Below are 12,626 nucleotides of genomic sequence, written 5' to 3'. Positions count from 1 at the left end.
GCAAGCCACCTTTGCCTTTTGAAGCTTCTACGTCAGATCCTTCATTGAGTTGTTGAAGTTCCAATACATCTTTCATTTGGTTTGACCTCCTTTTTATCATTTATTACAACTTTGCTAATAGTAAATGTACGATGAGTGTTATTAGAAGTGAGCACCCATTGTTCCTACTTCAGCACTTGATGTACGTAAGAAAATCTTTTTTGTTATGTGTGGCCTTTTATCCACAGTTATTGCTAATAGTAGATGTGCCAACTACCGTTGTGATTAGTGTAAGCAAGCCACCTTTGCCTTTTGAAGCTTCTACGTCAGATCCTTCATTGAGTTGTTGAAGTTCCAATACATCTTTCATTTGGTTTCATCTCCTTTTTATCATTTATTACAACTATTGCTAATAGTAGATGTACCGATGAGTGTTGTCAGAAGTGTCCACCCAGCTGTTTCTACTTCAGAACCTTTACTCAATTGTTGTAACTCTAGTACTTCATTCATTTGTTCATCCACCCCTCTTAATTACCCTTAACAGTTATTGCTAATAGTAGATGTGCCAACTATCGTTGTGATTAGCGTAAGCAAGCCACCTTTGCCTTTTGAAGCTTCTACGTCAGATCCTTCACTGAGTTGTTGAAGTTCCAATACATCTTTCATTTGGTTTCACCTCCTTTCAAGTACTCTTTCTTTGATTATGCTTCAATTAGCAATGATTGCTAATGGTAGATAATGTTACAGAAATAGTTGTTAGAGTAACAGTCCATGCCGCAGGCTCTACTTCAGATTTTTCATTAAATTGTTGAAGTTCTAACACCTCTTTCATTTTCTTTTCTCACCTCCTTCGTAAGTTCTGTATATTAACTGCTATAATTCCAATCTTCAATGATTATCATCAACTATAAGTGTTAGAGTTTAATTGTTTAACAACAATTCTTTTTTAGTCTTATTTAAGAAACTATCAATTTTTATTATTGGCAACCAATATAACGGATTTGAGAACTGGATAGAGTTTATGCCCAATATTATGCCAGCACTTCCAGAGTAGTAATCATCTGCTAAACGAAAACTGAAGTTTCCAGGGAATAATACTTGATCATCTTTGCGGATAAGAAACAATTCTAGTTTTTTCAATGCCAGCTCAATCTGCTGACTGATTTCATTATTTTCCTTAGTCATTGACGGGATTAACAAGAAACTACCGACCCCATCAAACAATCCTCCACTATATGCAATTCTTACTTTATTTAAATTGATTATTTGCTCTAATTCTTCTCTAAATAAATTATTATTTCCTACATAATTTAAATACCAAATAGCAACTCCTATTCCGATTGATCCTCCTGATAAATAGGGTAGTAATCGAGGGTTTTGATCATCATACGTTTGCAAAGTATTCGTCTCTTCATCTACCTTACAATGTTTTAAATCCCACTCAATATATTCTTTTGACTTTACATAATATTTTTCTTTCTTAGTAACTGAATATAATGCCGCATAGAATAAAGATATTCCTGACCAACCATCAATCAAACCTATAGGGACTGCTGCAAAATCAGTTGCTGATAATTTATCATCTTCAATAATCCTATTTTCTATCTGATCAGCAATTTTTTCAGAAGTAACCAAAAAGTCATCATTATCTTCCTCCAAGTATAAGCTAATTAATGAAAGACCTATTCCCGACAATCCTGACCTTAATGAAATATCTTTCATATCTTCATATGATAGATTATTGAATAAGTTCATAGCTTCCTCTATGTACCCCAATTCATACAATGTTGCTGCGATACCAGCTCGTCCTGTAAATAACCCAATATCATCATTAAGTACATGCAATTTTTTCAGTAAAACATTTTCAATCCAATCCCGAACTTGCTTGTTGACGTTTCCAGATCTGTACAATGCCAATGCAGCTCCAGTTCCTCCAGTTAGTACATTTAACTTTCCAGATGGCATTACAAATTGCCGCACATCGCCATGAATTAGCGAGCTGTTGGGCAACATATTACTCTCTATGCTGTTTCTCAATCCATTTATAACTTTTGACATGTCCATTTCTTTTTTGATTTCACTGTCATAATTATTCTTGAATATCTTTTCTTTGGTGTCAGATAAGTATCTGTCACATAGATTTTCTGTATTTACAACATATTGATAAACATCTTTGCCAAATTCATTCTCTATCCAAATATCATGTTTCTTTTTAATGCTTTCTTCTATATCAGTAACTGGACCTATTGGCAGAATACAAAATCTTAAAACTTTCTTTAGTGCATACCAATCTCGCTCCTTATGATTCTTATTTTTCTTATTTGTATAGCCAATTGTTTGCAACGCTCCATTTTCTTCAGAGAGAGCACTAGCAGCCTCAAAATCAATAATCTTAACATTTGATTCGGGGGTAATCATTATATTTTGGGGTTGCAAATCTCCCATACCAACATCTTTACTATGTACTAGTTTAATTGTTTCTATCAAGCTATTAATTATTTTTTTCACCTTACTAATGTATTCATTTTTATCATTCTCAATGTTGAAAGGATAATTGATTGCACACCATGATTGAAGGGTTACACCTTCTACAAATTCTTCAACTAAAAATACATGTTTCCATGCTTTAAAGTAATCGAGCACATTAACAACACCTTCAACTTCTGTAAGTGTATTTAATGCTTCGTATTCTATATTCAATCTATCAATCGCATCATTTAATTGACCATCTAATCCTACTTTAGGTCTCCCTTCTTTGATTACCACTTTCTTTCCATCTGATTTTCTTATTCCTGTATATATACCGCCACCATTGTTAAACCTAAGGACTCCTTGGAACTCATAATCATTAAAATTACTTACATCTTGAGTATCTAATAAGTTATTCTTGGTATCTAAATATTGATCAAAATCACTTACGAATTCAGGTATTTTATAATATGGCTGTCTATTGTCTGGGATTAAATTTCCATTTTCATCTTTAATGCACAGTTCTCCTCTTTCATTGTAAATATTCTTAAATGCACCGTATCGGTAATATATATTGCTGCCCTTCCATGATTTGTCATTTAAGATGTATGGTCCATTCTCGTAGTGTTTTAATTCTTCATAAAGTTCATTTAATAACCCGAAGAACATGTTATCAGAAGAAGGATAGATAGCGATAAATTTTCCAGATGAAGTTCGATTACCATGCTTCGAATTCATATTAAAAAGAGTTTGTTTATCTTTAATATGCTTAAATGGTATCTGATGTTTAAATATAATTTGACTCACAACTTTTAATATATCCTGAGCATTATTCATTGTCGCACTTATGTGTATTTTCCAGCCTTGTTCTTTGAGGGTATGATTGGGATTATTATAAAACTTCCACGGTGATTTATATTCTGTACTAACAGTATAGTAATTTGGCATATTATGTACTTCGTATGGATCAGTCTCTGCATTTGGGCTTTTCTCTATATAGTACTTTGAATCTTCACTCATGTGTTGGAAATAAACTAATTTTTTGTCCATTTTGTTCTCGCCTCTCTTAAGCGCTCTTTTTAATTGGTTAATACTAATGGATCTGTACTATCTTCTTTAAACTGCTGCTCACAGAATTGACGATACAATTTATGACTACGCTTTAACTCCCAATGATTCCCTTGACCTGTCACCTCACCATTTTCCATAAAAATGATATTGTCAGCGTTTATAATGGTGGATAACCTATGTGCTATTATAATAGCGGTTCTATCCTTCATGAGCTTCTTCATTGCTTCGTTCACAATTTGTTCAGAATGACTGTCAAGACTTGCAGTTGCTTCATCCAAAAAGATTATATTTGGATCCTTCAGAAACATTCTCGCAATAGCAATTCTTTGTCGTTGTCCTCCTGATAAGTTTAGACCTTTTTCTCCAATATTAGTTTCTAACTCGTTAGGCAATTCACTTATAAATTGCCATGCATATGCCTTCTTACATGCTTCTACTATTTTTTTTTCATCTGGGGGATTTTCTAAACCAAAGATGAGATTGTCTCTAATAGTACCACTTATTAAATCGTGATTCTGTGCTACATATCCTATTTGGCTACGCCATGATTTTAATGAAAATAACTCAATATTCTCTTCACCAAAATAAATATTTCCGCTATTAGGATTATAATATCTTTCCAGAATAGAGATGATTGTGGTTTTACCACTACCACTAGGACCTACTAAGGCATTTACACTTCCCCCTTTTATTATTAAATTAATATTATTCAAGGAAAATGCCTTATCCTCTTTACCATAGCAAAATGATAAATTTTCAATCACTAAATCTTTATAGGTTTCCGCTAATTCTTTCCCTTTATGCTGATCTTCTCCTTGCTCATATATCAATTGAGAAATTCTTTCTGTTGCACCTATCGTCTTTTGTATTTGAGTAAAGAATAACCCAAAGTTATTAAGTGGACCTATGATATAGAACATAAGTGTCAGAAATGCAATAAAGGTTCCTGGCGATAAACTTCCATTGGCTAATTTAACCCCTCCGAATCCAATTATGCTAATAATGATAAGCATCATCATTAAATTAATGATAGGGTTTAAAATAACCATCCATTTTGTTTGCTTTAGGCCTATATTTCTTAAAGCTTCAATATCTTCTTTTCCTCTTTCTACTTGTAATTTTTCTGCAGTTGAAGATTTAATTAGTCTTATTGAGGATATTGTTTCAACAGCTCTTACATTTAATTCTCCTGTTAAGCTTTGTGTCGTTTTAGATAATTTTGATAAAATTCTTCCTAAAGGTATAAAAATCAACAAATAAACTGGAATTGCTACGATAATCACCAATGTCAATTGCCAATCATAGTAAAACAACCAAAATCCACAAAAAAGCACTATTAATATAGCATTAATAAATTGCGAAAAAGAGTTGCTTACTAAGTTGTAAATCACCGTAGTATCATTAACAAATCTACTTGCTATATCTGCAGAACGATTCTTATCGTAAAATTCTATAGGTAGTATTACTATCTTTTCCCATAATAAATTTCTGAGATTTGCAACAACGTTATATCCTACTACACTTAACATATAACTACCAACTGCCCCGATTACTCCGCTGATTAAAAATATTGCCAGAAGACCTAAAAGATCCCATAAATTGATCTTTTCAAGAATATTATAATAGTCTATTAGACTTTTTAAATAATGAGGCACTAAAGTAGAAGCTATTGCGCTTAATCCACTTAATAATATTGCCAATATAAATAATCTTATATTCGGTCTGGTTTTTCTCAGTAAGAAGAAAAACTCTTTCGAGTTAAAATTGGGGTTGGTCATCATTTTCACCTCTTCCATTTATTCCAATGTTTCGACTTTTTAAATCGAATGACTCATGATACCTTTCCTAATATTCCTATAAACAATATTTCACACATAATAACTGCAAGTCAATATATAATTTTACAAATTATGAAAAAACAGGTCTTTGGTTTTGCATTATTCTACTCATGTATATTTACCCATAGTAATTTTGACCCGCAAAACCAAAGGTGTAGTATAAAAGAATAAAAAGAAGTTTAATTTAATCAAACTAAAGGTGAATTTCTCGGGATAATTACTGATAATTAGAAAAATATGTATTGACTGATTTACTTATATTTTATAAACTTGAATTTAATATACTTATTTTTGGAAAGGGGGTAAATTATATACAATCTTATTATTTAATGAACTGTATTAAGGGAAAGGAGTATAAAAAATGAAGAATTTAAGAAGAATTTCGATGGTTTTCATATTTGTAATTGTATCCAGTTTACAGCCTATAAGCTCTCATGCTGAAGAATCAAATTATGATGAATCTATCATAATTAACCTCGACTCAAAAGTAAGTGAATCGACAATAAACAAGGTTCAGGAAAAGTATTCAAATATAGAAACAAATTATATTAAAGAACTAGATTTATTGGTAATAGATAATATAAAACCAAGCCAATTTTCAGCAATCAAAGATATTGCTAAAGAAAAATTAGACGCAAAAGAAATTATTGAGGATAAAGAGATTTCTCTTCCTGATAAAAGTAAACAGATTCCTGCTAAAGTGGCATTTTCATCACAATTCACGGAAGATAATGACACTCTTTATGACAGTTGGTTATGGAATATCAAGCAAGTTACAAATGATTATCGAAGTTATCATATAAATAAAGGATCTCATAATACAAAAGTAGGAGTAATCGATTCAGGCATAGATTTCAATCATCCAGACCTCAAAAATAATATTGTAGATACTGGAGAGTCTTTTGTTCCAGTTGAAGATAATACACAAGACTTTTATGGGCATGGAACTTCTGTAGCTGGGATAATTGCTGCTAATGGGGGTGTAAAAGGAGTTGGACCAAATCTGGGTTTAGTGCCGTATAAAGTATTTGATAAAAACGGTAAATCTAAAACAAGTTGGGTTATAAGCGCAATTGTTAAAGCTACGGAAGATGATATGGACGTAATTAATTTAAGTTTATCTACTTTCTTATCAAAAAAAGATAAAGAAGATAGAGAGACTATAAAACTTTTTGAAAAAGCTTTTAAATTCGCTAGAAAACACAATACTTTAATTGTTGCAGCAGCTGGAAACCATGGATATGATATCTCAAATTCAAAAAAACTTGCACAACAATTAGGTAAACCAAAGGACAATATCCTACATCTTCCTGGTGGTGATAACGATGTAATTACTGTATCTGCCACCACAGCGCAAAATACAAAAGCTTCTTACTCAAATTATGGAAAAAACATCTCAATTGCAGCTCCAGGTGGTGATCTTGACCCAAGTTTTCTGGATACAAATAAGATTGATCTATATAGCTTGGTATGGACTACTTCCCCTGTAAATATCCCGCAAACTCCGCTAAGTAAGTCACTAGGCTTTCAAGAGGGATATGAACCTACTTTAGGGACAAGTGTAGCAGCTCCAATAGTAACTGCTACAGCAGCCCTATTAAAGACAGAATACTACGAAAAATACGGAGAGGAGATGCCAATTCGTAAGGTTAAAGAAAACTTATATCAGAACACAGACCACGTTGAAAACTTAGATAAGAATGAAGTTGGTAGCGGTATCGTAAATGCTTACGAATCATTGCTTAATATTGAGAGATAGAAGATATTAAGCAGTTATCGAACTTTCACTAAAAATACTTTGATAAATAAAAAAAGATTACTAGACGATAATGATGATGAAGCTAGAGATGAAATAAACCGTATTTATGAGATATTGAGAATAACTAAACAAGTTGATTTCACAAGCAACTTACTATTACTAAGTTGCTTGTGTCATATTTTATTACAGCCTGAGTATTCAATTCTTTAGCTACAAGCTTGTTGATTTCTTTATCCGCACTAAACCCAGCATGTAACAGCACCTAAGCCGGTATTCAAAGATTAGCCAACCAAATAATAAAAATGGGAATAAAAAACTTATAACCCCCTCCCCTTCAGAACCTATCATTAGAAAGTAAGTCGTCTTTGTATACCTTGGTTAACGTTTAGGCAGTTCATTTTTTCTATAACATTTGAATTAATGACTGTATAAAGCTAGAATTTACTAAGAAAATAGCTGTTATTTGACCAAAGAATATACTCTTTTAGTTGTGTTCTAGCTTCTTTATTATTTTTTAAAAATACGTTAAGTAATGCTGCTTTCATCAATTCCACTCAAAAGGACAGACATGAACTCCCTTCTCTTATATCTCCAATTGTAAATTTATGTTTTAAATATTACAGACGAAGCAAATCTCTTCCCTCTTACTATGTACAAAAATAATATACATCTCTAAATCAGACCCTTCCAACCCGCATTCCACCGTTCGAGTTAAAATAGACTTTTCCTACCGAACCCCCATTTTCATACTTTTTCTGTTCAAAATTGGCTGTTTTTCACCCGCTTTTCAACACGCTTTTTCAACTCTTTTCGTCAGTTAAAATAAAGATCTCCAAGAAATGAAGGAAAGATAAAATTCAGAAAAGACAGTCAAGGCAAGGTTTGCGCATGAAAAAGACCCGGAAATCGGCAATGTTCATTCTACCGAAATCCAGATCTGATTAGGACTTAATGAGACGATTTCAACACAAGCTTCGCCACTGCTTCAACGTGAGCTGTCTGCGGAAACATATCGACAGGCTGAATATATTCCACGCGATAGTCTTTCGACAGCGCCTGTAAATCCTTCGCAAGCGTGGATGGATTGCAGGAAACGTACACAAAGCGTTTCGGTTTGACTTTTTTGATCGTGTCCAGGAACGTGCTGTCACAGCCGGTTCTTGGCGGGTCAACGATGACGACGTCCGGGCGGAAGCCTTCTTTCGTCCATTTCGGGAGCCAGTGCTCGGCTGTTCCTGTTACGTACGTGGCGTTTGTCATGCCGTGTTTTTTGGCATTTTTCTTGGCATCGTCAATCGATTCTTTGATGACGTCCATACCGCGGACTTCCTTCGCTCCGTCCGCCACCCACATGCCGATGGTGCCGACGCCGCAATACGCGTCAACGACTTTTTCTTTCCCGGTCAGCTGCGCCGCTTTTTTCACTTCATCATACAGCTTGACGGTTTGCTCCGGATTGAGCTGGAAGAAGGCGCGGGCGCTCAATTCAAATGAAACGTCTCCGAGCACCTCTTGAATCACGGTATGTCCGGCGAGGGGTTTTGATTTCTCACCGAAAATAACAGAGGTTTTCGCGCCGTTTACATTTTGAATAATGGATTTCACCTCAGGCAGGCGCTTTTGGATCGCTTTGACGATTTCTTCCTTATGCGGAAGCGTTTCTTTTGCTGTTACAAGCACGACCTGCACTTCGCCTGTTTCAAAGCCGACTCTCGTCACTATCGTGCGAACGTCGCCTTTTCGTTTTCTTTCATTATAAACAGACACATTGAAGTCCTCTAAAATGCGGCGGACGATGCCTGTTGTTTTGTTGGTTGCCGGATGCTGAACGATGCAGTCTTTGATCGGCACGATATCATGAGAATCAAGGCCGTATAAGCCGGCAATGATACTGCCGCTTTGTGAGCGTCCGATCTGGAATTGGCTTTTGTTGCGGTAATTCCATGGGTTGTCCATGCCGACCGTTTCTCTGATATCCATGTTTTCGACTTTAAACTTCGTATGGCGCTCCAGAGACTGGATGACGATGTCGCGCTTTTCCCGAAGCTGCTGGCTGTATGCAAGATGCTGAAGCTGGCAGCCGCCGCACTGCTCGTAGACAGGGCAAGGCGGTGCCACCCGATGCTCCGAAGCCTTGCGAATCTTCTTGATCCGTCCCTCCGAAAACTTCGGCTGCACTTTCGTCGCTTGGACGACAACCTCTTCACCAGGAAGCGCGCCGGGCACGAACACGACTTTTTTCTTGAAATAGCCGACGCCTTCTCCGTTAATTCCAAGACGTTTAATCGTCAGCGGAAAGGTCTGTCCGACTTTCAGTTCGACGGGCGCCTTTTTGTTTTGTTGGTTCACGTTGTTCTCTCCGTTTCTATATGAAGCTTTCTGCAGATGGCAGAAAGTGAAATGTTTTTTTCACATCTTTCTAGTATAACACGTTTGCACGATTTCCTTCATTGTCAGACGAATTATTCTATACTCCTCCACAAATATAACGACGCATAGCTCAAATAAGGCTCCCACTCCTTGCTCATCGCGAGCATAACATCCTTTGCCGGTTTGTCGTCCAAATTGAAGTGGCGTTTGATCGCGTTTTGCAGTCCGATATCTGCCAGCGGGAATAAATTGGGCCGTCCGAGCCCAAACATCAGCACGTTTTGTACTGTCCATGGGCCGATGCCTCTGATTTTGATCAGTTTCTTCATGATGTCTTCATCTGTCAGTTGGGGCAGCTCTGACAAGTCGAGTGTGCCTTCTGCGATCATTCTTGATGTATCAATGGCGTATTCCGCTTTTCTCATGCTGAACTGGAGCTCGCGGAGATCTTGATAATCCAGCGCCGCAATCGTTTCCGGCTTCGGATAGCACCACACGCCGTCCTTCTGCTCGCCGAACGTATGGACAAACCGTTCTGTCAAGGTGTACGCAAAAGATAGATTCAGCTGCTGGTGCACAATGCATTTCATGATACAGTTGTACACGCTGTAGTCCAATACGAGCGGCGTGCCTGCATGATCTTCAAAAATCGCGGAAAGATTCGTTTTTGAGAAATGATCAAGGACATACTGTAAATCATGTTCCCATTGAAAAATCCGTTTGATTTCCTTCATCATGTCTTCCTGCTCTGTTTCCCCGCTGACGAGAAACTCGGGCTCGTCCGCATGGCCTAACGCCTGCACCTTCACAATACATACGTCACCGGCCTTATTTCTGATCGGCACTCTTATTTCCCGTGCTTTCAAATCAACTGCATTAAGAGGATCTAACGACAGCCTGTCGAGTACACGGTCAAAATGGTACGGCGGTGTGACCGATACTTTTTCTTTCCACATATGATCAGCCCTTTTTCCGTTTTTTGTTCAGTATACCACGCCGCTGGAAACCGGCAGAAAACACTGTATACTTTTCTGAAAAAGGCCGCATGATATAATGGCAGGTGGAGGGTTGTTTATGATCAACATTACCGCTATCACAACACAGCATCAGCTTTTGAAAAATATACCGATCGAACGGGTTGAACAGCCGGATATTGCGTGGTACTGGGTTGATTTTTACGGCCCGGAGGAAACGGAAACCGCGTTATTGAGAGATTTTTTTCATTTTCATCCGCTTGCGATTGAAGATTGCTTTCAGCATATGCAGCGCCCGAAGCTTGACCATTACGACGGCTATCGCTTTTACGTGCTTCATGCGCTGAATCAGGAAACACTTGAGACCGAGGAAGTCGATATCTTTCAAGGCGAAAAATTTGTCGTCACCTTTCATTTACACGAAACGCCCGGTATCTCCAAAGTCCGGGAGCGATTATATGCTTCACCGGACATGTTAAAAAAAGGGCCGGGGCATATTTCTTACATGATCATGGATCAGCTTGTTGATGAATATTTTCCTCTGGTGTACAAAATAGAAGACCGGCTGAATGAGATTGAAGACAGCCGCAGCCACAAAACGTACGGGACGCTGATGAGCGAGGTGTTTGACCTCAGAACAGACCTATTGCATCTCAGGCGGACCATTATTCCGATGCGTGATTTGCTGTATCGGATTTTAAGCCTTGACCATGTGAAAGAGCAGCGGGAAACAAAGGCATACTTCAGCGATATTTACGATCATTTATTAAAGCTTACAGAAATTGTGGAATCTAACCGCGACATGACGTCCGATTTGCGTGACAGCTACGTGACACTGAATTCGAACAGGATGAATGCGATTATGATGACATTGACCATCGTGTCTACGATTTTTATCCCGCTCACGTTTATCGCCGGCGTTTACGGCATGAACTTCGACAACATGCCGGAGCTTCACTGGAAATACGGATATTTCGCCGTGCTTGGCCTGATGGCCGCTCTTGTGGCCGGCATGCTGATATGGTTTGTACATAAAGGATGGTTCAACATCTTTAAATGAGGACAGCGTGAAGCTGTTCTTTTTATTTTGGTAAGCCGATTTCCAGCATATCCTGTTCATTTTGTATATAATGAAAAAAATGTTCAGGGAGTGATCAGATTGAAAATCGCTGTAATCGGACTCGGCAATATGGGACAGCCCATTGCCCGGAACGTGCTTCAAGCAGGCTATCGTTTGACAGTATACAATCGGACGAAAGAAAAGACGGAAGAATTCGCATCCCAAGGCGCCCAAGTGGCAGAAACGCCGCGCCAGGCGGCCGAGACCGCTGATATCGTTGTGACAATGCTTTCTGATGATAATTCTGTCAGCGCCGTGACTTTCGGCAAAGACGGATTGATTGAAGGATTATCAGAGAATGGCATTCACATTTCGATGAGCACGATCAGTGTTGAGTTCTCAGAAAAACTCGCGGCCGCCCATGCAGAAAAAGGACAAACCTTCCTTGCGGCTCCTGTGCTGGGAAGACCGGATGCCGCCGCAAAAGCCGCGCTTCGCATTATAGCGGCAGGACCCGCGGAAGCGAAAAAAACAGCAAAACCTCTGCTCGAAAGCTTGAGTCAGCAAGTGTTTGACGTCGGCGAAGAAAGCAAAACAGCAAACGCAGCGAAAATCAGCATCAATTTCCTGCTCGTATCCATGCTGGAGGCGTTATCTGAATCATTCCTGATGATGGAGAAATACGGATTAGAGCAAAAACAATTTTTAGAGATCGCCAACGCGCTTTTCGGCTCCCCTGTATATCAAAATTACGGAACGATCATGGCCGAGCAAACATTTGAGCCGGCGGGCTTTAAAATGTCATTAGGGTTGAAGGACACCAATCTGGCGCTCGCCGCCGCGGAGCAGGTTTCTGCAAACCTCCCTCTTGCCGAGCTGGCGAAAAGCCATTTTGAAAGCGGTATTGAAAAAGGGCTTGAAAACCTAGATTGGGCCGCTTTAATAAAATGCATAGAAAAATAGAAAAAGCCTCTCCATGCGGGACTGACCCCCGTTTTTGAGACAGGGATCAAAACACCTTTTATACAGCCAATTGCCGATAGCTTATCGGTGATTGGCTGTTTAGTTTCGTTTGAATACGAATGTTGTTATAATAATAAATGTAT

General features: G+C 37.9%; 13 protein-coding genes. 3 read left to right on the top strand and 10 right to left on the bottom strand.

Annotation, left to right across the window (positions count from 1 at the left end; all coding sequences use genetic code 11):
- The 7 genes from WA325_RS21070 to WA325_RS21040 form a co-directional block, all read right to left on the bottom strand.
- The coding region (locus WA325_RS21070) for a class III lanthipeptide (RefSeq protein WP_202853938.1) at positions 1 to 76 on the bottom strand (76 nt) is incomplete at its 3' end.
- 141 nt (positions 77 to 217) lie between these two features.
- Positions 218 to 349: a class III lanthipeptide gene (locus WA325_RS21065; RefSeq protein ID WP_188323621.1), complete on the bottom strand. Its 132-nt coding sequence runs from the start codon at positions 347 to 349 to the stop codon at positions 218 to 220.
- A 20-nt stretch (positions 350 to 369) separates the two neighbouring features.
- A complete protein-coding gene (locus WA325_RS21060) occupies positions 370 to 489 on the bottom strand; it encodes a class III lanthipeptide (RefSeq protein WP_187265387.1) in 120 nt (39 codons plus the stop codon).
- Between the two features lie 27 nt (positions 490 to 516).
- Positions 517 to 645, bottom strand: a complete 129-nt coding sequence (locus tag WA325_RS21055; protein ID WP_188323620.1) for a class III lanthipeptide — start codon at positions 643 to 645, stop codon at positions 517 to 519.
- Between the two features lie 46 nt (positions 646 to 691).
- Positions 692 to 811: a class III lanthipeptide gene (locus tag WA325_RS21050; RefSeq protein ID WP_188323619.1), complete on the bottom strand. Its 120-nt coding sequence runs from the start codon at positions 809 to 811 to the stop codon at positions 692 to 694.
- A gap of 89 nt (positions 812 to 900) precedes the next feature.
- Entirely contained in the window at positions 901 to 3,498 is a 2,598-nt protein-coding gene (gene lanKC, locus WA325_RS21045; RefSeq protein ID WP_336184161.1) for a class III lanthionine synthetase LanKC, read from the bottom strand.
- Between the two features lie 29 nt (positions 3,499 to 3,527).
- Complete coding sequence (locus WA325_RS21040) at positions 3,528 to 5,297, bottom strand: ABC transporter ATP-binding protein (protein WP_258182228.1); 1,770 nt, start codon at positions 5,295 to 5,297, stop codon at positions 3,528 to 3,530.
- Positions 5,298 to 5,718: 421 nt separating this feature from the next.
- On the opposite strand from WA325_RS21040, the gene WA325_RS21035 reads away from it, so the two are divergent.
- Complete coding sequence (locus tag WA325_RS21035) at positions 5,719 to 7,116, top strand: S8 family serine peptidase (RefSeq protein WP_336184160.1); 1,398 nt, start codon at positions 5,719 to 5,721, stop codon at positions 7,114 to 7,116.
- A gap of 948 nt (positions 7,117 to 8,064) precedes the next feature.
- Here the strand turns inward: WA325_RS21035 and rlmD are convergent.
- A complete protein-coding gene (gene rlmD / locus WA325_RS21030; protein WP_227599257.1) occupies positions 8,065 to 9,465 on the bottom strand; it encodes a 23S rRNA (uracil(1939)-C(5))-methyltransferase RlmD in 1,401 nt (466 codons plus the stop codon).
- Positions 9,466 to 9,578: 113 nt separating this feature from the next.
- Entirely contained in the window at positions 9,579 to 10,442 is an 864-nt protein-coding gene (locus tag WA325_RS21025) for a DNA-3-methyladenine glycosylase family protein (RefSeq protein WP_105954827.1), read from the bottom strand.
- Positions 10,443 to 10,560: 118 nt separating this feature from the next.
- On the opposite strand from WA325_RS21025, the gene corA reads away from it, so the two are divergent.
- On the top strand, positions 10,561 to 11,520 hold the full coding sequence (corA, locus tag WA325_RS21020; protein ID WP_202853208.1) for a magnesium/cobalt transporter CorA: 960 nt from the start codon (positions 10,561 to 10,563) through the stop codon (positions 11,518 to 11,520).
- A gap of 99 nt (positions 11,521 to 11,619) precedes the next feature.
- Positions 11,620 to 12,483, top strand: a complete 864-nt coding sequence (locus WA325_RS21015; RefSeq protein ID WP_336184159.1) for an NAD(P)-dependent oxidoreductase — start codon at positions 11,620 to 11,622, stop codon at positions 12,481 to 12,483.
- Between the two features lie 58 nt (positions 12,484 to 12,541).
- Here WA325_RS21015 and WA325_RS21010 read toward each other — a convergent pair.
- Positions 12,542 to 12,626, bottom strand: an 85-nt coding sequence (locus WA325_RS21010; protein WP_134980913.1) for an IS3 family transposase, incomplete at its 5' end; no start/stop codon positions are given.

Origin of the sequence: Bacillus sp. 205(2023), from assembly GCF_037027485.1 — a bacterium.
In the GTDB taxonomy this organism is placed as follows: Bacteria; Bacillota; Bacilli; order Bacillales; family Bacillaceae; genus Bacillus; species Bacillus halotolerans.
The sequence above is the reverse complement of the archived record's forward strand: the minus strand, read 5'-3'. Positions and strand labels throughout refer to the sequence as shown.

Excerpts from the sequence above, each read along its gene's own strand:
- WA325_RS21065 (WP_188323621.1), bottom strand. The coding sequence starts at position 349 with ATGAAAGATGTATTGGAACTTCAACAACTCAATGAAGGATCTGACGTA.
- WA325_RS21060 (WP_187265387.1), bottom strand. The coding sequence starts at position 489 with ATGAATGAAGTACTAGAGTTACAACAATTGAGTAAAGGTTCTGAAGTA.
- WA325_RS21055 (WP_188323620.1), bottom strand. The coding sequence starts at position 645 with ATGAAAGATGTATTGGAACTTCAACAACTCAGTGAAGGATCTGACGTA.
- WA325_RS21050 (WP_188323619.1), bottom strand. The coding sequence starts at position 811 with ATGAAAGAGGTGTTAGAACTTCAACAATTTAATGAAAAATCTGAAGTA.
- lanKC (WP_336184161.1), bottom strand. The coding sequence starts at position 3,498 with ATGGACAAAAAATTAGTTTATTTCCAACACATGAGTGAAGATTCAAAG.
- WA325_RS21040 (WP_258182228.1), bottom strand. The coding sequence starts at position 5,297 with ATGACCAACCCCAATTTTAACTCGAAAGAGTTTTTCTTCTTACTGAGA.
- WA325_RS21035 (WP_336184160.1), top strand. The coding sequence starts at position 5,719 with ATGAAGAATTTAAGAAGAATTTCGATGGTTTTCATATTTGTAATTGTA.
- WA325_RS21025 (WP_105954827.1), bottom strand. The coding sequence starts at position 10,442 with ATGTGGAAAGAAAAAGTATCGGTCACACCGCCGTACCATTTTGACCGT.
- corA (WP_202853208.1), top strand. The coding sequence starts at position 10,561 with ATGATCAACATTACCGCTATCACAACACAGCATCAGCTTTTGAAAAAT.